This is a genomic window from Chromobacterium alticapitis (assembly GCF_002924365.1).
Lineage (GTDB): Bacteria > Pseudomonadota > Gammaproteobacteria > Burkholderiales > Chromobacteriaceae > Chromobacterium > Chromobacterium alticapitis.
This window is the reverse complement of record NZ_PQWB01000017.1, coordinates 227,239-252,260: the sequence shown is the minus strand read 5'-3', so window position 1 is coordinate 252,260 and position 25,022 is coordinate 227,239. Positions and strand designations below refer to the sequence as shown.

General features: G+C 64.6%; 24 protein-coding genes. 3 read left to right on the top strand and 21 right to left on the bottom strand.

The genetic code is table 11. The features are described 5' to 3' along the window. Positions 1-33: 33 nt before the first annotated feature. The 21 genes from moaC to gatC form a co-directional block, all read right to left on the bottom strand. Complete coding sequence (moaC, locus tag C2I19_RS05025) at positions 34-513, bottom strand: cyclic pyranopterin monophosphate synthase MoaC (RefSeq protein ID WP_103901616.1); 480 nt, start codon at positions 511-513, stop codon at positions 34-36. A 35-nt stretch (positions 514-548) separates the two neighbouring features. Continuing rightward, positions 549-731 carry a hypothetical protein gene (locus C2I19_RS05020; RefSeq protein ID WP_103901615.1) on the bottom strand — a complete coding sequence of 61 codons (183 nt, stop codon included), beginning with the start codon at positions 729-731 and terminating at the stop codon, positions 549-551. Positions 732-735: 4 nt separating this feature from the next. Next, positions 736-1,647, bottom strand: coding sequence for a UDP-3-O-acyl-N-acetylglucosamine deacetylase (gene lpxC / locus C2I19_RS05015; protein ID WP_199181086.1), 912 nt, complete (start codon positions 1,645-1,647; stop codon positions 736-738). A gap of 112 nt (positions 1,648-1,759) precedes the next feature. Continuing rightward, on the bottom strand, positions 1,760-2,947 hold the full coding sequence (gene ftsZ, locus C2I19_RS05010) for a cell division protein FtsZ (protein ID WP_103901613.1): 1,188 nt from the start codon (positions 2,945-2,947) through the stop codon (positions 1,760-1,762). 100 nt (positions 2,948-3,047) lie between these two features. Beyond that, positions 3,048-4,262, bottom strand: a complete 1,215-nt coding sequence (gene ftsA / locus C2I19_RS05005; protein ID WP_233201113.1) for a cell division protein FtsA — start codon at positions 4,260-4,262, stop codon at positions 3,048-3,050. Positions 4,263-4,308: 46 nt separating this feature from the next. Next, complete coding sequence (locus C2I19_RS05000; RefSeq protein WP_103901611.1) at positions 4,309-5,034, bottom strand: cell division protein FtsQ/DivIB; 726 nt, start codon at positions 5,032-5,034, stop codon at positions 4,309-4,311. Further along, positions 5,024-5,935, bottom strand: coding sequence for a D-alanine--D-alanine ligase (locus tag C2I19_RS04995; protein WP_103901610.1), 912 nt, complete (start codon positions 5,933-5,935; stop codon positions 5,024-5,026). The genes C2I19_RS05000 and C2I19_RS04995 overlap by 11 nt, the downstream gene beginning before the upstream one ends. A gap of 48 nt (positions 5,936-5,983) precedes the next feature. After that, positions 5,984-7,381: a UDP-N-acetylmuramate--L-alanine ligase gene (murC, locus tag C2I19_RS04990; RefSeq protein WP_103901609.1), complete on the bottom strand. Its 1,398-nt coding sequence runs from the start codon at positions 7,379-7,381 to the stop codon at positions 5,984-5,986. Between the two features lie 10 nt (positions 7,382-7,391). Further along, entirely contained in the window at positions 7,392-8,501 is a 1,110-nt protein-coding gene (gene murG, locus C2I19_RS04985; protein ID WP_103901608.1) for an undecaprenyldiphospho-muramoylpentapeptide beta-N-acetylglucosaminyltransferase, read from the bottom strand. Positions 8,502-8,506: 5 nt separating this feature from the next. Then, positions 8,507-9,664 carry a putative lipid II flippase FtsW gene (gene ftsW, locus C2I19_RS04980; RefSeq protein ID WP_103901607.1) on the bottom strand — a complete coding sequence of 386 codons (1,158 nt, stop codon included), beginning with the start codon at positions 9,662-9,664 and terminating at the stop codon, positions 8,507-8,509. Next, complete coding sequence (murD, locus tag C2I19_RS04975; protein WP_103901763.1) at positions 9,661-11,025, bottom strand: UDP-N-acetylmuramoyl-L-alanine--D-glutamate ligase; 1,365 nt, start codon at positions 11,023-11,025, stop codon at positions 9,661-9,663. Before murD ends, ftsW begins: the two co-directional genes overlap by 4 nt. Before the next feature lie 11 nt (positions 11,026-11,036). After that, positions 11,037-12,122 (bottom strand): phospho-N-acetylmuramoyl-pentapeptide-transferase, encoded by a 1,086-nt coding sequence (gene mraY, locus C2I19_RS04970; RefSeq protein WP_103901606.1) that lies wholly within the window; start codon positions 12,120-12,122, stop codon positions 11,037-11,039. A 1-nt stretch (position 12,123) separates the two neighbouring features. Continuing rightward, positions 12,124-13,488, bottom strand: a complete 1,365-nt coding sequence (locus C2I19_RS04965) for a UDP-N-acetylmuramoyl-tripeptide--D-alanyl-D-alanine ligase (protein ID WP_103901605.1) — start codon at positions 13,486-13,488, stop codon at positions 12,124-12,126. Next, entirely contained in the window at positions 13,485-14,966 is a 1,482-nt protein-coding gene (locus C2I19_RS04960) for a UDP-N-acetylmuramoyl-L-alanyl-D-glutamate--2,6-diaminopimelate ligase (RefSeq protein ID WP_103901604.1), read from the bottom strand. The genes C2I19_RS04965 and C2I19_RS04960 overlap by 4 nt, the downstream gene beginning before the upstream one ends. Positions 14,967-14,970: 4 nt before the next feature. After that, the gene (locus C2I19_RS04955) at positions 14,971-16,722 is read right to left on the bottom strand and encodes a peptidoglycan D,D-transpeptidase FtsI family protein (protein ID WP_103901603.1); all 1,752 of its coding nucleotides are present in this window, start codon (positions 16,720-16,722) and stop codon (positions 14,971-14,973) included. Beyond that, positions 16,722-16,994: a cell division protein FtsL gene (ftsL, locus tag C2I19_RS04950; protein ID WP_103901602.1), complete on the bottom strand. Its 273-nt coding sequence runs from the start codon at positions 16,992-16,994 to the stop codon at positions 16,722-16,724. Before ftsL ends, C2I19_RS04955 begins: the two co-directional genes overlap by 1 nt. Continuing rightward, positions 16,991-17,953: a 16S rRNA (cytosine(1402)-N(4))-methyltransferase RsmH gene (gene rsmH, locus C2I19_RS04945; protein WP_103901601.1), complete on the bottom strand. Its 963-nt coding sequence runs from the start codon at positions 17,951-17,953 to the stop codon at positions 16,991-16,993. The genes ftsL and rsmH overlap by 4 nt, the downstream gene beginning before the upstream one ends. Then, a complete protein-coding gene (gene mraZ / locus C2I19_RS04940; protein ID WP_103901600.1) occupies positions 17,950-18,396 on the bottom strand; it encodes a division/cell wall cluster transcriptional repressor MraZ in 447 nt (148 codons plus the stop codon). Before mraZ ends, rsmH begins: the two co-directional genes overlap by 4 nt. A 398-nt stretch (positions 18,397-18,794) precedes the next feature. Next, positions 18,795-20,222 carry an Asp-tRNA(Asn)/Glu-tRNA(Gln) amidotransferase subunit GatB gene (gatB, locus tag C2I19_RS04935; protein ID WP_103901599.1) on the bottom strand — a complete coding sequence of 476 codons (1,428 nt, stop codon included), beginning with the start codon at positions 20,220-20,222 and terminating at the stop codon, positions 18,795-18,797. Positions 20,223-20,276: 54 nt separating this feature from the next. Beyond that, positions 20,277-21,776, bottom strand: a complete 1,500-nt coding sequence (gene gatA / locus C2I19_RS04930; RefSeq protein WP_103901762.1) for an Asp-tRNA(Asn)/Glu-tRNA(Gln) amidotransferase subunit GatA — start codon at positions 21,774-21,776, stop codon at positions 20,277-20,279. Positions 21,777-21,849: 73 nt separating this feature from the next. Next, positions 21,850-22,137 (bottom strand): Asp-tRNA(Asn)/Glu-tRNA(Gln) amidotransferase subunit GatC, encoded by a 288-nt coding sequence (gatC, locus tag C2I19_RS04925; protein ID WP_103901598.1) that lies wholly within the window; start codon positions 22,135-22,137, stop codon positions 21,850-21,852. Positions 22,138-22,486: 349 nt separating this feature from the next. Here gatC and C2I19_RS04920 point away from each other — a divergent pair, with 349 nt between their 5' ends. The 3 genes from C2I19_RS04920 to mreD all read left to right on the top strand — a co-directional run bounded on the left by C2I19_RS04920 (position 22,487) and on the right by mreD (position 25,015). After that, positions 22,487-23,530, top strand: a complete 1,044-nt coding sequence (locus C2I19_RS04920; protein ID WP_103901597.1) for a rod shape-determining protein — start codon at positions 22,487-22,489, stop codon at positions 23,528-23,530. A 66-nt stretch (positions 23,531-23,596) separates the two neighbouring features. Beyond that, entirely contained in the window at positions 23,597-24,505 is a 909-nt protein-coding gene (gene mreC / locus C2I19_RS04915; RefSeq protein ID WP_103901596.1) for a rod shape-determining protein MreC, read from the top strand. A gap of 6 nt (positions 24,506-24,511) precedes the next feature. Then, positions 24,512-25,015 (top strand): rod shape-determining protein MreD, encoded by a 504-nt coding sequence (mreD, locus tag C2I19_RS04910; protein WP_103901595.1) that lies wholly within the window; start codon positions 24,512-24,514, stop codon positions 25,013-25,015. Positions 25,016-25,022: the final 7 nt, after the last annotated feature.

Below are 25,022 nucleotides of genomic sequence, written 5' to 3'. Positions count from 1 at the left end.
ACCTCGCCCGGCGCCCCGCGCCGGGCATGCAAATTACTCCACAGCCCGCCAGCTGCCGCTCTTGCCGCCGTCCTTCTCCAACAAGCGGATGCCGGTGATCTCCATGCCGCGGTCCACCGCCTTGCACATATCGTAAATGGTCAGCAGGCCGACGTTGACGGCGGTCAGCGCCTCCATTTCCACGCCGGTCTGGCCCAGACACTCCGCCGTCACCTCTATCCGTACAGCGGATTCGCCATCCAGCAGCTCGAAATCCACCGCCAGCCGCGTCAGCGCGATCGGATGGCACAAGGGGATCAGGTCCCAGGTTTTCTTGGCGGCCATGATGGCGGCGACGCGGGCGATGCCCAGCACGTCGCCCTTCTTGTGGCCGCCGCTCTCCACCAGTTCGAAGGTGCCCGGCAGCATGCGGATCACGCCCTCGGCCACCGCGCGGCGGGCGGTGGCGGCTTTGGCGCCGACATCCACCATATGCGCCTGGCCGGCTTCGTCGAAATGGGTGAGTCGTGTCATGGCGTACCCTTACAAAATGAAAACGCCCGCGGCGATCAGCGCAGCAGGCGGAATATCAACCAAAAGCAGGAAACGATGACCAGCAAGCCGGCGCTCCAGCGGACGATGGCCAAGGCGCGCCGCAAGTGGCGACGTTCATGAGTGAGGGCGAAACACAGCAAGGCCCAGCCTATGGCCAGTATCGTCGCCAGCAGCCACAACCGCCAGAAGCCGAACACGGCCTTAGTCCTGCGGCGGCAGCAAATGGAAGCTGGACGGCGCGTCCAGCGGATCGTCGAAGCTGACGAACTCCCAGGCATCCGGCGTTTCCAGCAATTTGCGCAACAGCTTGTTGTTCATCGCGTGGCCTGACTTGTAGCCGGAGAAGGCTGCGATCAAAGGATGGCCAACGATGTACAGGTCGCCGATGGCGTCCAGAATCTTGTGGCGGACGAACTCGTCCGGAAAGCGCAGGCCCTCCGGGTTGAGCACGTACTCGTCGTCGATCACGATGGCGTTGTCCAGGCTGCCGCCGCGGCCCAGGCCGTGGTTGCGCATGTACTCCACCTCGTGCATGAAGCCGAAGGTGCGCGCGCGGCTGATTTCGTCCATATAGGAATGCTGGGCGAAGTCCACTTCCACCGTCTGCGGCGCGCGGTTGAACGCTGGATGATTGAACTCGATGGACAGCGTGATCTTGAAGCCATCGTACGGGTCCAGCCGGACCCACACGCCGCGGTCTTCCACCATCACGCTCCGCTTGACGCGGATGAAACGCTTCTTGCACGGCTGATCGACTACCCCGGCCGTCTGCAACAGATACAGAAAGGGCGCGGCGGAACCATCCATGATGGGAATTTCCGCCGCCGTCACTTCGACGACCAGGTTGTCGATGCCGAAGCCGGCAAACGCCGACATCAGATGTTCGATCGTGCCGACACGCACGCCGGTATCCGTCACCAGCGTGGAGGAGAGGCGCGTGTCGTTGACGAGCGAAGGTTCAGCCTTCACGTCCACCGGCTCGGGCAAGTCGGTGCGGCGGAAGACGATGCCGGCATCGGGCGGCGCCGGCAGCAGGGTGAGCTTCACCCGCTCGCCGGAATGCAGACCGACGCCCGTGGCGCTGATCGCTTGCTTCAGCGTGCGCTGCAAGATCATTTCAGGCTACTCAATCAATCGGGAATACCCGATTCTAACATAGCGACAGGCTATGCTTTATTGATTGATTCGCTGGCATGAATAGTGTTTATCTATCCGATTCCTCCGCTCAGTCCGCCTGCTTGCGCAGGAAGGCCGGGATGTCGTAGCTCTCGCTCACTTCCGGGTTCGAGAAATCCAGCGACGGGTTGGCGCGGCGGCGACCGGTGCGCATGATGGCCGGCGCGTCCAGGTCTTCATAGTTCATCACTTCCACCGCGCGGTCATCGGTGCCGGTCTTGACGATCTTGATGTACTCCGGACGATCCTCGTTGCGGGTCGCTTTCTTCTGGCCCAGGCCGGTGGCGATCAGCGTCACGCGGATAGTGTCTTCCGGCATGTCTTCCACTTCGGCGGTGCCGAACTTGATCTGCGCGTCCTCATCCGCGTACTGGCGGATGATGCCCATGATCTCGCGGTACTCGCTCATCTTCAGGCAACCCGGCGCGGTGGAGATGTTCACCAGCACGCCGCGCGCGCCTTCCAGCGTGATGTTGTCCAGCAGCGGGCTGGCCACGGCCTGCTCGGCGGCCACGCGGGCGCGGTCGATGCCGGAGGCGTAGGCGGAACCCATCATCGCCAGGCCCATTTCGCCCATCACGGTGCGCACGTCGGCGAAGTCGACGTTGATCAGGCCCGGGCAGGTGATCACTTCGGCGATGCCGGCCACGGCGCCCTTCAGCACGTCGTCGGCCGCGCGGAAGGCTTCGCGCATGGTGACGTCGTCGCCCAGCACTTCCATCAGCTTCTCGTTGGGGATCACGATCAGCGAGTCCACGTGCTTCTTCAGGTCCTCGATGCCGTTTTGCGCCACTTTCAGGCGCTTGCCTTCATGATCGAACGGACGGGTCACCACGCCCACGGTCAGGATGCCCATTTCCTTGGCCACTTCGGCCACAACGGGCGCAGCCCCCGTGCCCGTGCCGCCGCCCATGCCGGCGGTGACGAACACCATATTGGCGCCGCGCAGGCTTTCGGCGATGCGCTCGCGGTCTTCCAGCGCCGCGCTGCGGCCCACTTCCGGATTGGCGCCGGCGCCCAGGCCGCGCGTCAGGTTGGAGCCCAGCTGCAGCTTCTGCGGCGCGCGGTTGCGCTGCAAGGATTGCGCGTCGGTGTTGGCGCAGATGAATTCCACGCCGTGCACATTGCCGGAAATCATGTTGTCGATGGCGTTGCAGCCGCCGCCGCCCACGCCGATCACCTTGATCACGGCCGAACTCGCCGTTTCCTGCATCACTTCAAAAACCATTCCGCTCATTTCCCTCTCCTCACATAAAGATGAGCCAATCCACTACTTGGTACTGCGCCCGAACAACATTGAATGTGCCGCCAGCCCTCGCCGACGGCCCTAAATCGAATCAGAAATTGCTGCCGAACCACGCCTTCATGCGCGAGAACATCTGTCCCATGCCTGCGGACTCGGTTTTCGCGGGGCCGGCGTAGCCCTGGATCTGGTCCTTGCCGTACAACAGCAAACCCACGCCGGTGGAGAAGCGCGGCGTCTTCACCACCTCGGCCAAGCCGCCCACGTACTTGGGCACGCCCACGCGCACCGGCAGATGGAACACTTCTTCGGCCAGTTCCACCATGCCCGGCATCAGGCTGGCGCCGCCGGTCAGCACCATGCCGGAGGACAGCAGCTCCTCGAAGCCGCTGCGGCGCAGTTCCTGCTGCACCAGCTGGAACAGTTCTTCCACGCGCGGCTCGATCACTTCGGCCAAGGTGGCGCGCGACATCTGGCGCGGTCCGCGCTCGCCCACGCCCGGCACTTCTATCATCTGCGCCGGATCAGCCATGCCCACTAAGGCCACGCCGTGCTGGATCTTGATGTCCTCGGCTTCCTTGGTCGGCGTGCGCAGCGCCATGGCGATGTCGTTGGTGATCTGGTCGCCGGCGATCGGAATCACCGCGGTGTGGCGAATCGCCCCGCCGACATACACGGCGATATCGGTGGTGCCGCCGCCGATGTCGATCAGGCACACGCCCAGGTCTTTCTCGTCTTCCGACAGCACGGCGATGGCGGAGGCCATCGGCTGCAGCACCAGGTCGGACACTTCCAGGCCGCAGCGGCGCACGCACTTGGTCACGTTCTGGGCGGCGGACACCGCGCCGGTGACGATGTGCACCTTGGCCTCCAGCCGCACGCCGCTCATGCCCAGCGGCTCGCGCACGCCCTCCTGGCCGTCGATGCTGTATTCCTGGGTCAGGATGTGCAGCACCTGGTGATCCGGCGGAATGGTGACGGCGCGCGCGGTTTCGATCACGCGGTCGATGTCCATCTTGGTGACTTCGCGGTCCTTGATCGCCACCATGCCGTGCGAGTTCACGCTCTTGATGTGGCTGCCGGCGATGCCGACAAACACCTCGTGAATCTTGCAATCGGCCATCAGCTCAGCCTCTTCCAGCGCGCGCTGGATCGCCTGCACGGTGGATTCGATATTGACCACCATGCCGCGCTTCAAACCGCGCGACGGGGTATGGCCCATGCCTACGATGTTCAGCTGGCCGTCTTCCAGCACCTCGGCCACGATCGCCACGATCTTGGAGGTGCCGATGTCCAGGCCGACCAGCATGTTCTTGCTTTCCTTGGGTTTGCTCACCTGTCGCTCCAAAGCCTAATCACTTGTGTCCCTTGGCCGGCGGCGCCTTGTAATCGGGCATCCGCACGGCGAATCCATTCGGGTAGCGCAGGTCGACGTATTCGATGTGATACGGCAACCGCGCCAACTCGCTCTTCCAATAGGTGGCGAAACGCTCCGCCCTCGCCACCGCGTCATTCCGTCCCAGCTCCAGCTGCAGCTGGTTGTCCAGCACCACTTTCCACGCCCGCCGCGACGACAGCCACAGCTCCCGCGGCGCCAGACCCGACGGCTGCAAGGCCTGACGCATCTGCGTCAGCATCGCCGTCATGTCCTTCTCCGCCCCCGCCGGACCGTAAAACACCGGCAGTTTGGCATCGCTGGCGGCGTCGAAACGCTCGCCGCGCGTGTTGACCAGACCGTTTTCTCCCCAGCGCGCCAGTGCCGCATGCTCCTCCACGGTGATATCCAGCGCGTCCGGCCAGCGCCGTCTCACCTGCGCGTCGCGCACCCACGGCAGCTTGCCGAAGGCGGCGCGCGTCTTGTCGATATCCAGCGTGAAGAAGGTGCCGGACAGCTCATGCTCCGCGATGAATTTCAGCTGTTCCGCCGTCACCCGGTTCATGTCGCCTTGTATCCGTATTTTCTTCACAGGGAACACTGGCGCGTGCGTCAGCCAGAATCCCCCCGCGTACAGCAGCATCAGCGTCGCGGCGCCCAGCAGCAGATTGGCCAGGCTCCTGAGCAGCCGATGGTTATCCCACATGCACCGTATCCAATACCTTCAGACACAGGTCTTCGTAAGCGATGCCCTCGGCCCGCGCCGCCATCGGCACCAGGCTGTGGCTGGTCATGCCCGGGCTGGTATTCGCTTCCAATAGATAAATCTCGCCCGCCTCATCCATCAGGAAGTCCACCCGGCTCCAGCCGCGACACCCCAATACCTTGAACGCCTTCAGCGCCAGTTCGCGCGCGCGGGCTTCCACTTCAGGCGCGAGGCCCGACGGGCAGCGGTAGACCGTGTCGTCACGGAAATACTTGGCCTGGTAGTCGTAATACTCGGTAGCCGGCTCGATCTTGATCGTTGGATAGGCTTGGTCGCCTATCACCGCGCAGGTGTACTCGCCGCCGCCGATGAACTGCTCGGCGATCACCACCTCGTCGTACTTGCGGGCCTCTGCAAACGCCGCGCGCAACTCGCCCGGCTGCTTCACCTTGGTCACGCCTATGCTCGAGCCTTCGGTCGATGGCTTGACGAAGATGGGCAAACCCAGCTGCCGCTCGATGGCGTCGAAATCGCTGCTTTCGTCCAGCAACTCGAAGGCCGGAATCGGCAGGCCGGCGCCCTTCCACAGCAGCTTGGTGCGCCACTTGTCCATGGCGATGGCCGAGGCCATCACGCCGCAGCCGGTGTACGGCATGTCCAGCGCTTCCAGCGCGCCCTGCACCGTGCCGTCCTCGCCGAACGGACCATGCAGGATGATGAACACGCAATCGAAACCCTCTTCCTTCAAGGCCGACAACGGCTTTTCCGACGGATCGAACTTATGGGCGTCCACGCCCTTGGACTGCAGCGCCGCCAGCACGCCGGCGCCGCTCATCAGCGACACTTCGCGCTCGGACGAACTGCCGCCCATCAACACCGCCACTTTGCCGTACTGCTTCATCTCTCTATCCTCAACAAGCCCGCTCCCACGGCGCGGGCGAAAATCCCGTCAAACCGCCTGCGCAGCCACAACCTTGGCCGGCACCGCGCCGACCGAGCCCGCGCCCATGGTCACCACCACGTCGCCGTCGCGCGCCGCATCCAGAATGGTCTGCGGCAGGTCGACGATGTTCTCGACGAACAACGGCTCCACCTTGCCGCCCACGCGCACCGCGCGCGCCAGCGCCCGGCCGTCTGCGGCCACGATGGGCGCTTCGCCCGCGGCGTAGACTTCGGACAACAGCAGCGCGTCCACGCCGGACAGCACCTTGACGAAGTCTTCGAACAGATCGCGGGTACGGGTGTAGCGATGCGGCTGAAAGGCCAGCAACAGCCTGCGGCCCGGGAAGGCGCCGCGCACCGCGGCCAGCGTGGCGGCCATTTCCACCGGATGGTGGCCGTAATCGTCCACCAGCGTGAAGCTGCCGCCGTCCTTGGCTTTCACTTCGCCATAGCGCTGGAAGCGGCGGCCGACGCCGGCAAACTCGGCCAAGCCCTGCTGGATCGCCTCTATGCTGGCGCCGCACTCCAGGCCGATGGCGATGGCGGACAGCGCGTTCAGCACGTTGTGGCGGCCCGGAAAATTCAGCACCACCGGGAAGCGCGTGGTCGTTCCATTCTTAGCCACCACGTCGAAATGCATCTGGCCGGCCGCGGCGCGCACGTTTTCGGCGTAGATGTCGGCGGAGTCGTCCAGGCCGTAGGTGGTGACAGGCTTGGTGATGCGGTCCTTGATCTCGCGGACGTTCGGATCATCGACGCACAGCACGGCGCGGCCGTAGAACGGCATGCGCTGCAGGAAATCGACAAAGGCCTGCTTCAGCTTGTCGAAGCTGTGGTCGTAGGTGTCCATGTGGTCGGCGTCGATATTGGTCACCACCGCCATCACCGGGCTCAGGTGCAGGAAGGACGCATCCGATTCGTCGGCCTCGGCCACCAGGAACTCGCCGGAGCCGAGCTTGGCATTGGTGCCCGCGGCCGTCAGCTTGCCGCCGATGACGAAGGTCGGGTCCAGGCCGGCCGCGCCCAGGATGGAGGCGGTCAGGCTGGTGGTGGTGGTCTTGCCATGGGTGCCGGCGATGGCGATGCCCTGCTTGAAGCGCATCAGCTCGGCCAGCATCATCGCGCGCGGAATCACCGGGATGCGCTTGTCGCGCGCCGCCAGCACTTCCGGGTTGTCCGCCTTCACCGCGGTGGACGTCACCACCACGTCCGCGCCCTCGATATACGTGGCGTCATGGCCGAACGAGACGCGCACGCCTTCCGCCGCCAGCCGCTTGGTGGTGGCGTTGTCCGCCACGTCCGAACCGGACACGATATAGCCCAGGCCGTGCAGCACCTCGGCGATGCCGCACATGCCGACGCCGCCTATGCCCACGAAATGTATGTGTTTGACCCTGTGTTTCATGTCTGTATCTCTACTGGGACGCTCTGTCGGCGTCCGTTCTATCCCCGGCCAGCTGCTGGCACAGGTCGGCCACCCGGCCGGCCGCGCCCAGACGGGCCAGCGCGCGCGCGCGTTCCGCCTTGTCCAGCAACTGCTCTCTGTCCAGCTTCGCCAACAGGCCAGCCAGCCCGTCCGCGTTCAATTCCTTCTGCGGCAAATGCCAGGCCGCGCCTGCGCCGGCCATCCATTCCGCGTTGTCGCGCTGATGGCTAGTGGTGGATACCACCAGCGGCACCAGCACGCTGGGCACGCCCGCGGCGCACAGCTCGCTCACCGTGATCGCGCCGGCGCGGCAGATGATCAGGTCGCACTCGGCCAAGCGCCCCGGCATATCGTCGACGAAAGGCAGCAGCTCTACTTGATCCCGCAGGCCTGCGGCCTGATAGGCGGCCTCGACCGAGGCGAAATTGGCCTCGCCGGTCTGGTGCGTCATCTTCGGCCGCTTGTCGGCCGGCAGCTTGGCCATGGCCTGCGGCAGCGTTTCGTTCAGCACCTTGGCGCCCAGGCTGCCGCCCACCACCAGCACCTTCAGCGGACCGCTGCGGCCGGCGAAACGCTCGGCCGGCGCGGCGATGTCTTCTATCTCGCGGCGCACCGGGTTGCCCGTGACCAGCGCCTTGGCCTCTTTGGCCGCGCTGCCGTCGAAACCGCACACCAGTTTCTTGGCGAAAGGCAGCAGCGCCTGATTGCTCAGCAGCAGGCTGGCGTCGGCATTGACCAGCGCCAACGGCTTCCACAGCAGGCCGGCCATCACGCCGCCGGGCAGGCAAACATAGCCGCCCATGCCCAGCACCACGTCCGGCCGATGTTGAAAGATCAGCCCCGCGCACTTGAAGAACGCGCCCGCCAGCTGCACGGCGCCCTTGATCGAGCCAAACAGGCCCTTGCCGCGCACGCCGTGGAAGTTCAACCGTTCCAGCTCAATGCCAGTCGGCGGCACCAGCTTGTTCTCCATGCCGCGCCGCGTGCCCAGCCACACCACTTTCCAGCCGCGGCTTTGCAACTCCTTGGCCACGGCGAGGCCGGGGACGATGTGTCCGCCCGTGCCAGCCGCCATCACCATGACCGTCCGATTCGCCATCTTCGTCAAACCTTGTACCCGCGCATGATGCGCCGGTTCTCGTAGTCAACCCGCAACAGCACCGCCATCGCGATCAAATTCATCAGCATGGCCGAGCCGCCGAAAGACATCAGCGGCAAGGTCAGGCCCTTGGTCGGCAGCAAACCCATGTTCACGCCGACATTGAAAAACACCTGAATGCCCAGCCAGATGCCCAGGCCTTGCGCCACCAGCGCCTGGTAGTAGCGCTCCAGCTTTTTCGACTCCACGCCGATGTGGAAGGCGCGGCGCACGATCCAGGCATACAGCCCGATCAGCACGCAGATGCCGACGAAGCCGAACTCCTCGGCAATCACCGCCAGGATGAAGTCGGTATGCGCCTCCGGCAGGTAGAACAGCTTCTCTATGCTGCCGCCCAGCCCCACACCCAGCCACTCGCCGCGCCCGATGGCGATCAGCGAGTGGCTCAGCTGATAGCCCTTGCCGTACGGATCGTCCCACGGGTCCATGAAACCCAGCACCCGCTTCAAGCGGTACGGCGAGGAGATGATCAACAGCACGATGGCCACCACCGCCATCACGGCTAGGCCGCTGAAGATGCGCATATTGATGCCGCCCAGGAACAACAGGCCCATGGCGATGCTCATCACCACCATCAGGGCGCCGAAGTCCGGCTCGCGCAGCAGCAGGAAGGCCACCACCACCATGGCGGCGAACATGGGCGCAAAGCCCTCTTTCAGGCTGTGCAGCAAATGGCTCTTGCGTACCGTATAGTCCGCCGCGTACAGCACGGTGGCGAACTTCATCACCTCGGACGGCTGCAGGTTCAGCACGAATAGATTGATCCAGCGCCGCGAACCGTTCACCACCTTGCCGATGCCCGGTATCAGCACCAACACCAGCATCACCAGGCCGATCAGGAAGATCTTCCCCGAATACTTCTGCCAGAACGCCGTCGGAATCTGGAACGCCGCATACGCCACCGACAGCCCGATCACCATGAACACGATGTGGCGGATCAGGTAGAAGTAGCGGTTATGCGTGGCCGCATCGGCCTCCGCATACGCAATGGACGCCGAATACACCATCACCAGGCTGATGGACAACAACAGCGCCAACGCCCAGGCCAGCGCCTCGTCCAAAGGGGTGATCGCCGTGTAGCGGCGTGCCGGATTCAGATTCATGCGCGAGCCGCCTTCACCGCGGCCACGGTATCTATAAACACCTGAGCGCGATGCGCGTAGTTCTTGAACATGTCCAGGCTGGCGCAAGCCGGCGACAGCAACACCGCGTCGCCGGGCTGGGCCAGGTCTGCCGCGCGGCGGGTCGCCGCTTCCAGCGTGGCGAAGCGCTCCAGCGCTACGCCGCTATCGGCCAAGGCGGCGGCTATCTTGTCCGCGTCGCGGCCTATCAACAGCACCGCGCGGGCGATGCGGGCGCAGGCCGGCTTCAAAGGCGCGAAGTCCTGCCCCTTGCCGTCGCCGCCGGCGATCAACACCACGGGGCGCGTCATGCCGTTCAACGCCGCCTCGGTCGCGCCGACATTGGTGCCCTTGGAATCATCGATAAACGCAATGCTGTCGAATTCGTCTACCAGCTCAACGCGATGGGCCAGGCCGCGGAAGGTCTTCAAGCCGGCCAGCAACTTGTCCAGCGGCAGGCCTATGCCCTGGCACAGCGCTAGCGCGGCCAGGGCGTTGGCGGCGTTGTGCAGGCCCTGCAGCTGCATGTCGGCGCAATCGAACACTTTCTCGCCGCCCACGCAAAGCCAGTAACGGCCGCCCTCCTGCGCCAGCGCGTAGTCGGCCTCGCCTTGTAGCGAAAACAACTTGAGCGGATGGCCCGGACGCGCCATCGCGCGCACCAGCGCGTCGTCCTTGTTCAGCACCTGCACGCCCTGGCCGTTGAATACCCGGGTCTTGGTGTGCGCGTAGTCCAGCAGATCGGCGTAGCGGTCGAGGTGGTCCTCGGAAATGTTCAATACCGTGGCGGCGTCCGCCTCCAGCGTGAACGTGGACTCCAGTTGGAAGCTGGACAGCTCCAGCACCCATGCATCCGGCCGCTTGCCGCTTCGCTCGCGCTCGAGTTGAGCGTCCAGCACCGCCAGGCCGATATTGCCGGCAACGACGGCGTCGAGGTCGGCGGCTTCGCACAGATGGCCCACCAGACTGGTCACCGTGCTCTTGCCATTGGAGCCGGTGATGGCGATCACCTTGCTGCCGTCGCCGTGGATCGCGCGCGCCAGGATTTCGATATCGCCGACGACTTCGCCGCCGGCGCGGCGGAAGGCGGCGATGGCCGGGTTGGCCAGCGGCACGCCGGGGCTGAGCACCAGCAGGTCACAACCGGCGAAAGTGGCCTCCTCGAAGGCGCCGACGGTCACCTCCGTGCCCGGCAAGTGCCGCTCCAGCTCGGCCAGCCGCTCAGCGGAGGGCTTGGCGTCGGCCACGCGCACGCTCGCGCCGTGGGCGGCCAGGTAGCGCGCGGCCGCCAGGCCCGAGCCTCCCAGCCCCACCACCGTCACTCGTCGCTTGGCGTAATCCATGGCTTTCATCCTTAGCGCAGCTTCAAAGTGGACAGACCGACCAGCACCAGCATCATGGTGATGATCCAGAAACGCACCACCACCTGGGTCTCCTTCCACCCCTTCAGCTCATAGTGGTGATGCAGCGGCGCCATGCGGAACACGCGCTTGCCGGTCAGCTTGAACGAAGCCACCTGTATCATCACCGACAGCGCCTCCATCACGAACAGGCCGCCCATGAAGAACAGCACGATCTCCTGGCGCACAATCACCGCTACCGTGCCGAGCGCGGCGCCCAGCGCCAGCGCGCCGACGTCACCCATGAACACCTGGGCCGGATAGGCGTTGAACCACAAGAAACCCAGGCAGGCGCCGCACATCGCCGCACAGAACACCACCACCTCGTGCGCGCCGGGAATGAAGGGCAGGCCCAGGTATTTGGAGAACACGGCGTGGCCGGCGACATAGGCGAAAATGGCCAGACCGGCGGCCACCAGCACCGTCGGCAGCGCCGCCAGGCCGTCCAGGCCATCTGTCAGGTTCACGGCATTGGAGGTGCCGACAATCACCAGATAGGTCAGCACGCAAAAGCCCACCGCGCCCAAGGGGTAGGCGACGGATTTGACGAAGGGCACAATGAATTCGGTGGAAGCCGGCAGCTTGGCAGTGGCGATCAGGAATACGCCGGCGCCGATGGCGATGGCGGACTGCCAGCCCATTTTGAATTTAGCGGACACGCCTTTCGGGTCCTTGTACACCACCTTGCGCCAGTCATCGTAAAAGCCCAGCGCGCCGGTGCCCAGCATCACGGCCAGCAACAACCAAACATACTTGTTGGACAGGTCGGCCCACAGCAGCGTGGTGAGGGTGATGGCCAGCAGGATCAGCGAGCCGCCCATGGTGGGCGTGCCGGCCTTGACCAAATGGGTTTGCGGGCCGTCGCTGCGCACCGCCTGGCCCACTTTCAGCTCGGTCAGCTTGCGGATCACCCACGGCCCCATCATCAGCGAGATGGCGAGCGAAGTCAGCGCCGCCATCACCGCGCGCAGCGTGGTGTAGTTGAAGACATTGAAGGCCCGGATATGCGAGCCCAACAGATCAGCCAGCCAAAGCAGCACCTTATACTCCTTCTTTCTTTGCTTGCATCAGGTGTTCCACCACCCGTTCCATGCGCATGAAGCGCGACCCCTTGACCAGAACGGCGGCACCCGAAGCCAGCCGGCTATCCAGGCACTCCAACAACTCGTCAATCGAATCAAAATGGCGCGCGCCCTCGCCGAAAGCGGCGGCGGCATGGCGCGAAACCTCGCCCAGCGAAAAGAGCTGTTCGATGCCGCGCGCGCGCGCATGCTCCCCAACCTCGGCATGCAGCGCCGGGGCGGCCTCGCCCAGCTCGCCGATGTCGCCCATCACGAAGGCGCGTGGACCGGGCAAGCCGGCCAGCACGTCCAGTCCAGCCTTCATCGAATCCGGATTGGCGTTATAGCTGTCGTCCAGCACAGCCAGGCCGCGCGGGCTTCGCTTGAGCTGCAAACGGCCCTTGGCACCGCCGAAAGCGGCCAGGCCAGCGGCGATGGCGGCCAACGGCACATCCAGCGCCAGCGCCAGCGCGGCGGCGGCCAGCGCGTTGCGGACGTTGTGCTCGCCCGGCGCCGGCAGCGCGATCTCGATTTCGCCAACAGGCGAAACCAGCGTGAAACGGCTGTCCAGCGCCGACAGCTCGATGCCGCGCGCGCTGACATCTGCTCCAGCGGCCAGGCCGAAGCGCGACAGGCGATGATGGCCGGCGGCGGCGGCAAACACATCCAGATTGGCGTCATCGGCGTTGACGACGGCGACGCCGTCCTCGGCCAGACCTTCGAAAATCTCCGCCTTGGCGCGGGCCACGTCCGCCGTGGAGCTGAAATAGCCGAAGTGGGCGCGCATGGCGTTGTTGACCAAGGCCACGCGCGGCCGGACCAAATCCGTCAGATAACGCAGCTCGCCATGATGGTTCATGCCCATCTCGATCACGGCGTAGCGATGTTGCGGCGTCAGGCGCAGCAGGGTCAGCGGCAGGCCGATGTCGTTGTTGAAGTTGCCGGCGGTAGCCAGCACGGCCTCTTCACCGGCATGGGCGCGCAGGATGGCGGCCAGCATTTCCTTGACCGTGGTCTTGCCGTTGGAGCCGGTGATGCCAACGCAGACTGCCGGCTGCGTCTCGCGCCAGCCGGCGGCCAGGCGGCCCAGCGCCAGCCGGGTGTCTTCCCCCGCCTGAATCAAGCTGGCGCCCGCCAGCTCGAAACCGTCGCGCACCAGCGCGGCCGCGCCCTTGGCCGTCACTTCCGCCACAAAATCATGCGCGTCGAAACGCTCTCCCTTCAGCGCCACGAACAGATCGCCCGGCTGCGCCAGCCGGCTGTCTGTGATCACGCGCTGCGCTGCGCCGTCGGCGCCGATCAGGCGGCCGTGGGCAAGGGCGGCGGCTTGGCTCAGCATCATCATGCTTGCGCCCCCCAGGCGGTCAACGCCTCTTCCGCCACGCGGAAGTCGGAGAACGGCCGCTTGACGCCGCCGATGTCCTGATATTCCTCGTGGCCCTTGCCGGCCACCAGCACCACGTCGCCGACTCGAGCCTGGCCCACTGCCCAGTGGATGGCGGCTTCGCGGTCGGCCTCCACGTGCGCCTTGCTGGCGCTCATGCCGGCCAGTACGTCGCGGATGATGGCTTGCGGGTCTTCGCTGCGCGGATTGTCGCTGGTCAGCACCGCCACATCAGCATGCTTCTCGGCGATGGCGCCCATCATCGGACGCTTGCCCGGATCACGGTCGCCGCCGCAGCCAAACACGCAGAACAGCTTGCCGCCTGCCGGGCGAATGTCCGACAGCGTGGCCAAAGCCTTTTCCAGCGCGTCCGGCGTGTGGGCGTAATCGATCACCACCAGCGGCTCATGAGTGCCGCCCACGCTCTGCATGCGGCCGCGCGCCGGCTGGATGCGCGCCATCACGGCGGCGGCGTCCTGCAGGCTGACGCCGTTGACGCACAGCGTGGCCAGGCAGGCCAGCAGATTGGCGGCGTTGAAGCGGCCTACCAGGCCTGTGCGCACGTCCACCACGCCCCACGGCGTGGCCACGGTCAGCTGCAGGCCTTCCAGCGTGGCGGCCAGCGCCAGCGGACGCACATCGCCCTGCTCCAGGCCATACGTCACGACCTGCGTGATCTTGGGGTCGATCTCGGCGGCCAGTTGGCGGCCAAAGGCGTCGTCGGCGTTGATGACCGCGCGCTTAAGCCCCTCCCAGAAGAACAGCTTCTTCTTGGACTCGCCGTAAGCTTCCATCGAGCCGTGGTAGTCCAGATGATCGCGCGTCAGATTGGTGAATACCGCGGTGGCAAACTCCACGCCGTTGACGCGGAACTGATCCAGGCCATGGCTGGACACCTCCATCGTCACCACGTGCGCGCCCTGGCGGCGGTATTCAGCCAGCTTCTGCTGCACCGTCACCGGGTCCGGCGTAGTGTGGGTGGTTTCGGTCAGTTGGCCGTAGAAGCCGTTGCCCACCGTACCGATCAGCGCCGCCTTCTGGCCCAGCAACGAGAATGCCTGCGCCAGCCAGTGCGAAATGGATGTCTTGCCGTTGGTGCCGGTAATGCCGACCACGGTCAAGTCGCGCGAGGGCAGTTCCAGCACGTGGGCGGCGACGATGCCGGCGCGCTCGCGCAACTGGGGCACCGCCAGATTGGGCACTTGCCACTCGGCTTTCCAGGCGAAGCCATCGGCGTCGTCCCACAGCACCGCCGCCGCGCCCTTTTCCAGCGCGGCCGGGATGAAATCGCGTCCGTCGGTGTACTCGCCGCGACAGGCCAGGAACACATCGCCAGGCAGCACGCGGCGGCTGTCCGCCTCCACCCGCTTGACGGGGAAGCCCAGCTGTTGCAACAAGGCCGGATCCCAGTCCGGCAAGGCAGTCAAACGGCTCTTCATGATCTTAAAAATCCGCCGGAACCGGGGTCGATTCCGGCAATAAAGTGTTGTTGGATGGCTCGTCAGGCGGCACGTTCAATACGCGCAGCGCGCCGCCGGCCACATTGGCGAACACCGGCGCGGACACCGCGCCGCCGTAGTATTTGCCCGCCGACGGCTCGTCTATCATCACCGCCACGATCACCTTGGGCGCATGGCCGGGCGCGAAGCCCATGAATAGCGCGCGGTGCTTGTTGGCCACATAGCTGCGGCCCTCCAGCTTGCGCGCGGTGCCGCTCTTGGCGCCTATGCTGTAGCCGATGATGCGGCCGTTGACGGCGCCGCCGCCGGGCTGGCTGTTGGCGATCAATAAATCGCGCATCTCGTGCGCGGTCTTGACGTCGATCACCCGCTTGCCCGGCATGGGGCTGCTGGTCTTGTACAGCGAGATCGGCAGCATCACGCCGTCGTTGGCGAAAATGGTGTAGGCGCGCGCCATCTGGATCAGGCTAACCGACACGCCGTAGCCGAAGGACATGGTGGCCTGTTCGATCGGCCGCCACTTGTGCCAGTCGCGCAAACGGCCGCTGGCCTCGCCCGGGAAGCCTGTATTGGGGGCGCGGCCGAAGCCCAGCGCGTCGTAGTGCTGCCAGAAATCCTCAGGACTGTTCATCAGCGCCAGTCTGCTGGTGCCGACGTTGGACGACTTCTGGATGATGCCCAGAATGTCCAGGCTGGCTTGCGGCGACACGTCGCGGATCACCGCCGGACCTATCATGTAGCTGTGGGTGTCCAGCACCGTCTTCAGGCTGGCCTTGCCATGCTCCAGCGCCAGCGAGATGGACAGCGGCTTCATGGTGGAGCCCGGCTCGAACAAGTCGATCACGCCGCGGTTGCGCATCATTTCCGGCGTCACCCCCACCCGGTTGTTCGGATTGAACGAGGGGTAGTTGGCCAGCGCCAGCAGCTCGCCGGTGTGGGCGTCCAGCACCACCACGCTGCCCGCCTTGGCCTTGTTCTCCTCCACCGCGTTCTTGATCTCGCGGAAGGCCAGGTACTGTATGCGCTGATCCACCGCCAGCGGCAGCTTCTGGCCGTCGCGCGGCGGCTCGATGGCGGCGATGTCTTCTATGATGTGGCCGCGCCTGTCCTTCAACACCACGCGGCGGCCGTCATGGCCGGCCAGCATTTTTTCGCGCGCCAGCTCCACGCCTTCCTGGCCTTTGCCGTCCACCCCGGTGAAACCGATGATGTGGGCCATGATCTCGCCAGTCGGGTAAAAGCGGCGGTACTCCTGCTGCTTGGCGATGCCAGGCACGCCCAGCGCCATCACCTTGTCCGCCAGCTCGGGGCTGATCTGGCGCTTGATATAAACGAACTCCTTCTTGCGGTCGGACAGCTTGGCCGACAGCTCCTCCGGCGACAGCTCCAGCAAGCCGGCCAGCTCGCGCAGCTTGGCCGGCGGCACCGGATCCATGTCGGCCGGGCTGGCCCAGATGGTCTGCACCGGCGAGCTGATCGCCAGCGGTTCGCCGTTGCGGTCTGTGATTACGCCGCGGTTGGCCTCCAGCGTCATCGCGCGGCGGAAGCGCGCCTCGCCCTGGCCTTGCAGAAAATCCTGCTGCGCCAATTGCAGATACATCGCGCGGCCGATCAGCGCCAGGAACAGCAGCGCCAGCATCAGCAGCACGCAACGCACGCGGGTGGCGGTCATCCGCAGCGCGGGGCTGGCCGACGCCGGTCTTTGGCGGACGCTGTAGCTGGAGCCGGCGCGCATCAGATGGCGCTCCTGGAGGAAATGACCTGGATCTGGCGCGGATCAGGCGTGTGCATGCCCAGGCGAGTGGACGCGGCCTTCTCTATCACCGCGTGCGCGCCCCAGGTGCTCTGCTCGAGCTGCAATTGGCCGAACTCCACATCAAGCTGCTGCGCGGACTTGGTTTCTTTCTGCAAGTCGCTGTACAGCTGGCGCGAGACGTGGGTGGACGTGACTACCGACCAGGCGGAGAACACGGACATCGCCAGCAGCACGGCATTGAGCTTGTTCATGCGTCGATCTCCCGCCACGGCGCGGCCGTGCGCTCGGCCACGCGCATGATGGCGCTGCGGGCGCGCGGATTTTCACGCACTTCCGCTTCGCCGGCGCGGATGGCCTTGCCCGCCAGGGCGATCGGCGGCTTGGCCATGTCCTGAGCCCGCACCATGGCCCATTGCGGCAGCTTTTCCTCGCTGCTGACGTCGCGCAGGTATTGCTTGACGATGCGATCCTCCAGCGAATGGAAGCTGATCACCGCCAGGCGCCCGCCCTCGCTCAAGAGCCGCGCGGCCTGCGGCAGCACGGACTTCAGCTCGTCCAGCTCCCGGTTCACAAAGATCCGGATCGCCTGGAAGGTACGCGTAGCCGGGTCTTGACCCGGTTCCCGAGTACGGACGTTTTGCCCAACGAGCACAGCGAGCTCGCGGGTGGTCGTGATGGGGCTTTCTTCCCGTTGCGCAACAATGGCTGCTGCGATCTTGCGAGCAAACCGCTCTTCACCATAAGTCTTGATGACCTCTTTGATATCGGCCTCGTCGGCCGTTGCCAACCACTCGGCGGCGGTCATGCCGCGAGTGGTGTCCATGCGCATGTCCAGCGGCGCGTCGAAACGAAAGCTAAAGCCGCGGCTGGCGTCATCGATCTGCGGCGAGGACACGCCCAGATCCATCAGCACGCCGTCGACGCGGGACACGCCCAGACGGGCGAGTTCGGCCGACAGCGTTTCGAAACCGTTGTGGACAATGTTGAAGCGGGCATCGTCCGCCGCCAGTTGATCGGCGACGGCGATGGCCTGCGGGTCTTTGTCGAAGGCGATAAGCCGGCCGTTCGGGCCGAGCTTCGACAGGATCAGGCGGCTGTGGCCTCCGCGACCGAAGGTGCAGTCGACGTACACGCCATCGTCGCGGATGGCCAGCGCGTCGACCGCTTCGGTCAACAGTACCGTGCGGTGCACGAAATCGGGGGTGCTCACAGCGTGAAATCTCCAAGGTGTTGCGCCAGATCGGCCTGGTCTATGGCCAGCGCGTCGGCGGTCTGGCTGTCCCATTCCTCGGCATTCCACAATTCAAAACGGTTGCCCATGCCTACCAGGGCAACGTCCTTGTCCAGCGCGGTCAGTTCGCGCAGGCGGGCCGGCAGCAAGATCCGGCCAGCGGCGTCCATCTCCAGGGTCTCGGCATGGCCGAGCACCAGTCGTTGATAGCGTTTCAGGGTGGGATTGCCGGTGGGAAGGGCCAGCAGACGGGCCTCGACCGGACGCCAATTGGGTTCGGGATACAACAGCAGGTGGTCTTGGGATTCGAGGGTAACGATGAGCTTATGGCCGAAAGCGGACAGCAGCGTCTCGCGGTGTCTGGCCGGAATAGCCAAACGCCCCTTGCTATCGAGAGACAAGATGCTGACGCCACCAATCATGATTTGAAGAATCCGCTGACCAAAGAAAACGGAGCCGTCGCTCCGAGGGGCACTTGCCCCACTTTCACCCACTTTACCCCACTTTTCGCCACTATAAGAAAGAACCGCCCCACGGTCAACATCGGGTTTCCCTAATTCGCCTTTTGCGACAATGACTTACGGAGGGGGATAAAAATGGAATCCGAAACAAATCAGGGACTTAAAAACACCTGTAAAAGTGGGACGTGAAGATTGTGAAAATAAAGAGATGCAACAGAATGGAAACAGTCACGAGCGGAAGTATTTGGCGCGGCAGTATCTTCAAGAAAAGAAACAATATAAACCCGGCAATTTCGTCTTTGTGTTTAAAAAACAACATGGCGGCTTAAACAGCCGCCATGTCGCTTCAAGCAAAGCGCTTAGCTCAGTTTTTGACGCAGGATGTCCTGCACCTGGGCGGGATTGGCCTTGCCCTTGGACGCCTTCATCACCTGGCCGGCCAGCGCGTTCAGCGCCTTTTCCTTGCCGGCGCGGAATTCTTCCACCGCCTTGGGGTTGGCGGCGATGGCTTCCTCCACCATCTTCTCGATGGCGCCGACGTCGGACACCTGCTTCAGGCCGTCGCGCTCGATGATGTCATCTGCGGACAACTCGCTGTCCCACAAGGCCTCGAACACCTGCTTGGCCAGCTTGCTGGACAGGGTATTGTCGGCGATGCGCGCGATCAGCCCGGATAGGCGCTCGGCCGAGATCGGGCAATCGGCGATTTCCTTGCCGTCGCGGTTCAGGCGAGCGGCGATTTCGCCGTTGATCCAGTTCGCGGCCAACTTGCCCTGGCCAGAGGCCTTGGCGACCGCCTCGAAGAACTGCGCCTGGGCGAGGCTACCGGTCAGCAGCGCCGCGTCGTAGGCGGACACGCCGTAGCTTTCCACGAAGCGGCCCTGCATCGCGGCCGGCAGCTCCGGCATCTCGCCCTGGATGCGGGCGATCTGCTCGTCGGAGATGCGCACCGGCAACAGATCCGGATCCGGGAAGTAGCGATAGTCGTGCGCGTCTTCCTTGCTGCGCATCATGCGGGTCTCGCCGGTATCCGGGTCGAACAGCACGGTGGCCTGCTGCACTCTGCCGCCGTCTTCCAGCGTATCGATCTGCCACTGGATTTCGTATTTGGCGGCCTGCTCCAGGAAACGGAAGGAGTTCAGGTTCTTGATCTCGCGGCGGGTGCCGAATGCCTTCTGCCCCTCCGGACGCACCGAAACGTTGACGTCCATGCGGAAGCTGCCTTCCTGCATATTGCCGTCGCAGATGCCCAGCCAGGTCACCAGCGCGTATAACGCTTTAACATAAGCCAGCGCCTCGTCCACCGAGCGCATGTCCGGCTCGGACACCACTTCCAAGAGCGGCGTGCCGGCGCGGTTCAGGTCGATGCCGGACAGGCCGTGGAAGTCTTCGTGCAGGCTCTTGCCGGCGTCTTCTTCCATATGAGCGCGCGTCACGCCGATGACCTTTTCCTGATCGCCGACCAGAATTTTCAGCTTGCCGTGCTCGACGATGGGCAGGTCCATCTGGCTGATCTGATAGCCCTTGGGGAGATCAGGATAGAAGTAGTTCTTGCGCGCAAACACGTTCTTCTGGTTGATCCTGGCGTCCAGCGCCAGACCCAGGCGGATCGCCTTGTCCACCACCGCGCGGTTCAGCACCGGCAGCACGCCGGGCAGCGCCAGCTCCACCGCGGAAGCCTGGGTGTTCGGCTCCGCGCCGAAGGCGGTGCTGGAGCCGGAGAAAATCTTGGAGGCGGTATTGAGCTGCACATGCACCTCGATACCGATTACGACTTCCCATTTCATGGTCGGAAAATCCTTTAATTTTTCACTCAGCCAAGAGATACAAATTTCTTGGATCTAAATTGTTCTTCTCTTTTTCGGCGCAACATCCTGCGCTGTTGCAACTTCCAGATCTGGGGCGCGGCTGTGCCAGTCAGTCGCCTGCTGGAACTGGTGCGCCACGTTCAGCATCTTCGCTTCGTCGAAGTAGTCGCCGATGATCTGCAGGCCGATAGGGCGGCCATTGGCGGCGAAGCCGGCCGGCACGCTCATGCCGGGCAGTCCGGCCAAGTTGACCGACAAGGTATAGATGTCGGACAGATACATCTGCACCGGGTCGGACGACAGCTGGCCCAGGTCGAAGGCCGCGGTCGGCGCCACCGGCCCCAGGATCACGTCGCACTGCTGGAAGGCGGACTTGAAATCATTGGCGATCAGGCGGCGGATTTTCTGCGCCTTGATGTAGTAGGCGTCGTAATAGCCGTGGCTCAGCACATAGCTGCCCACCAGGATGCGGCGCTTGACCTCGTCGCCGAAGCCTTCGGCGCGGGTCTTTTCGTACATCTCCACCAGGTCCTTGTATTCCTTGGCGCGGTGGCCGTAACGGACGCCGTCGTAGCGCGACAGGTTGGTGGAGGCCTCGGCCGGCGCAATCACGTAATAAGCCGGGATCGACAGCTCGGTGTTGGGCAGGCTGATTTCCACCGCCTCGGCGCCCAGCTTCTTCAGTTCGGCCACCGCGTTGTCCACGGCGCGCGCCACGTCGCCATCCAGGCCGGCGGCGAAGTACTCCCTGGGCAGGCCAACCTTCAGCCCAGCCAAGGACTGGTTCAGATCGCGCGTGTAGTCTTCCTTGGCGCGTTCCAGGCTGGTGGAGTCGCGTTCGTCGAAGCCGGCCATCACGTTCAGCATCAGCGCGCAGTCTTCCGCCGTCTGGGCAATCGGACCGCCCTGGTCCAGCGAGGAGGCGAAAGCCACCATGCCGTAACGCGACACCGCGCCGTAGGTCGGCTTGATGCCGGTGACGCCGCAATGGCTGGCCGGCTGGCGGATGGAGCCGCCGGTGTCGGTGGCGGTGGCGGCCGGCGCCAGGCGCGCGGCCACGGCGGCGGCGGAGCCGCCGGAGCTGCCGCCCGGAATGGCGTTCAGGTCCCACGGGTTCTTCACCGCGCCGTAGAACGAGTTTTCATTGGACGAACCCATGGCGAACTCGTCCATATTGGCGCGGCCCAGCGTCACCATGCCGGCGGCGGCGCATTGCTCCACCACGTGGGCGCTGTACGGCGAGACGAAGTTGTCCAGCATCTTGGAGCCGCAGCTGGTCTTCCAGCCCTGCTGGCAGAAAAGGTCCTTGTGCACCAGCGGCACGCCGGTCAGCGCATGGGCGGAGCCGGCGGCGAGGCGCGCGTCGGCCGCCTGCGCCTCGGCCAGCGTCTTTTCGCGGTCCACGCTGATCAGCGCGTTCAATTGCGGGTTCAGCGCCTCGATGCGCTCCAGGTACTGGCCGGCCAGTTCCACGCTGGAAACCTGCTTGGCCGCCAGCTGTTGCGACAATTGCTTGAGAGTGGCTTGTGTCATTTCGTTCAAAATCTTGCTATCCGGATAGTCTGGCCCGGCGCGGGAACCATTGGCGCCGAGACGGCTCACAGGCTTACTCGATCACTTTGGGAACGAGGAACAAGCCTTTTTCCACTTGCGGGGCGACCGCCTGAAAGCGCTCGCGCTGATTGGTTTCGGTCACGACGTCGTCGCGCAGGCGCAAGGACACGTCCTGCGGATGGGCCATAGGCTCGATGCCGTCGGTATTCACTTCCTGCATCTTCTCGATCAGGCCGAAAATATTGTTGAGCTTGTCCGCCGTGGCGGCGATTTCCGCCTCGCTCACCTCGATGCGGGCAAGCTTGGCGATCCGTGCGACATCCTGGTGCGTCAGCGACATGGCGTCCTCGTTAAAACCTTTAATATTTCAAGCTTTATAGGGTATCATACCCCGTTTGATTCTCCCAAGATCGACATAGCGCCACGACGCATCTCGAGGGCATTTTCCGCCATCGGGAGCCACGCGCCGGGGCGCTGCAAGCGCAGGCCTGCTTCCGCCGCCCGGAACGTCCGGACAAGCACCGCGATGGCCAGCCGAGACGGGCGCGCATGGCGCCCGACGGACGAAGCCGACGCAGTGGTTTCATGTCACGCCAAGGGGGCTGAAGCATGGGCCGACAACAGATGAACTGGATTTACCCGGACGCCGCTGGCGTCCGCCACTGACGAAAACTGACCAGGACCGCCCAATGTTTCGTTCGCTGACCGGATACTTTTCCAACGACCTCGCCATCGACCTTGGCACCGCCAACACCCTGATTTACATGCGCAGCAAGGGCATCGTGCTGGACGAGCCTTCGGTCGTCGCCATTCACAGCGACGTGCCCACCAACAAGAAATCCATCCTGGCCGTGGGCCTGGAAGCCAAGCGCATGCTGGGCCGCACCCCGGGCAGCATCCAGGCCATCCGCCCGATGAAGGACGGCGTGATCGCCGACTTCACCGTGACCGAGCAAATGCTGAAGCAGTTCATCAAGAAGGTGAACCCGAACCGCTTCTTCGCCGCCAGCCCGCGCATCGTGATCTGCGTGCCCTGCGGCTCCACCCAGGTGGAACGCAAGGCGATCCGCGACTCCGCCCTGGCCGCCGGCGCGCGCCGCGTCGAGCTGATCGAAGAGCCGATGGCCGCCGCGATCGGCGCCGGCCTGCCGGTGGAGGAGCCCACCGGCTCCATGGTGGTGGACATCGGCGGCGGCACCACGGAAGTGGGCGTGATCTCGCTGGGCGGCGTGGTGTACAGCAATAGCGTGCGCGTGGGCGGCGACAAGTTCGACGAATCCATCATCAACTACATCCGCCGCAACTACGGCATGCTGATCGGCGAAACCACCGCCGAGGAAATCAAGAAGACCATAGGCTCCGCCTTCCCCGGCGCCGAAGTGCGCGAAATGGAAGTCAAGGGCCGCAACCTGGCCGAAGGCATTCCGCGCGCCTTCACCGTGTCCTCCAATGAAATCCTGGAAGCGCTGACCGAGCCCCTGAACCAGATCGTGTCCGCGGTGAAGATCGCGCTGGAGCAAACCCCGCCGGAACTGGGCGCCGACATCGCCGAAAAAGGCATGGTGCTGACCGGCGGCGGCGCGCTGCTGAAGGACATCGACCGCCTGCTGGCCGAAGAAACCGGCCTGCCGGTGTTCGTGGCCGAAGAGCCGCTGACCTGCGTGGTGCGCGGTTCCGGCAAGGCGCTCGAGAAAATGGACAAGATCGGCACCATTTTCACCAACGTGCCCTAAACTTCCAGCAAATACACCGATTAAGCGAGCGAACGCCGCGCCGTCAAGGCGCGGCGACCTGTGCCCATGGATTTCGCCAACACCCCCAGCTTTTTCCGCTCCGGGCCGCCCCCGGCCGCGCGCCTGGCGATGAGCGTTCTCGCCTCCCTCGCGCTGCTGATAGGCGACAGCCGCTACGCCCTGATGGAACAGACCCGCGAAGGCCTATCGCTGGCGCTGTACCCGGTGCAACGCGCGGTCAATCTGCCGGCCCAGGCCATGCGCCACGTCGGCGACTACCTGACCTCGCAAACCGAGCTGAAGCAGGAAAACACCGAGCTGCGCGCGCGCCAGCTGCAGATGTCGGCCCAACTGAGCCGGCTGCAGTCGCTGGAGCGCGAGCTGAACGAGCTGCGCCAGTTGAACGCCATCCACGCCCAGCGCGACGACGCGGCGCAGATCGCGGAAACGCTGTACACCGGCCGCGACCCGTTCTCGTACAAGATCATCATCGACAAGGGCGCCGACGCCAAGCTGCTGCCTGGCCAACCGGTAGTGGACGCTCGCGGTCTTCTGGGCCAGGTGACGCGCGTGCAGCCGCTGACCGCCGAGGTGACGCTGATCATAGACAAGAACCAGATGGTGCCTGTCATGCTGGAGCGCACCAGCGAGCGCGCCATTCTGTATGGTTATGGCGGCGGCGTGGAGCTGCGTTACCTGCCGCAGAACTCGGACGTCAAGGAAGGCGACAAGGTGGTAACCTCCGGTCTGGACGGCGTCTATCCGGAAGGCATTCCAGTGGCCACGGTGACCCGCGTGGAACACAATACCGGCGCCACTTTCGCCCGCATCGCCGCCCTGCCGCTGGCAGGCGTGCAGCAAACCCGCTACGTGCTGGCCCTGCAGGCCAAACAAACCCCGGCGCGGCCGGCCGAACCGCCGCCGCTCCCTGACAAGAAGACCAAGGGCGGCAAGAAGACCGCCGACGAGGAGTAAGCCCCGATGTCGTTGGACCGACCCAAGGAACTGCTCAAGCCGGTCAAGCGCCGCTTCATTTTCCTGACTTTCGTGATCGCCGTGCTGATCGAGCTGGTGCCGCTGCCCCACGGCAGCACGCGCTGGCTGCCGGACTTCATCGGCCTGTTGATCCTGTACTGGGTGATCAACCAGCCGCGCCGCGTCAATATCGGCGTGGCTTTCCTGATGGGCATCGTCGCCGACGTGTCCACCGCCGGCCTGTTCGGCCAGCACGCGCTGGCCTACTCCATCACCGCCTTCCTCGCCCTGAGCCGCCAGCGCCAGCTGGTGATGTTCAACCTGGGCCAGCAGGCGCTGGTGGTGCTGGGCCTGATGCTGACCAACCAGTTCATCATGGTGGTGGTGCGCATGCTGACCGGCTCCGCCTTCGTCGGCTGGAGCTATTTCCTGCCGCCCTTGATCGGCGCGCTGCTGTGGCCATTGCTGACCAAGCTGATGCTGATCCCCTACCGCAACCATTCGGCCTGAGCCCCGC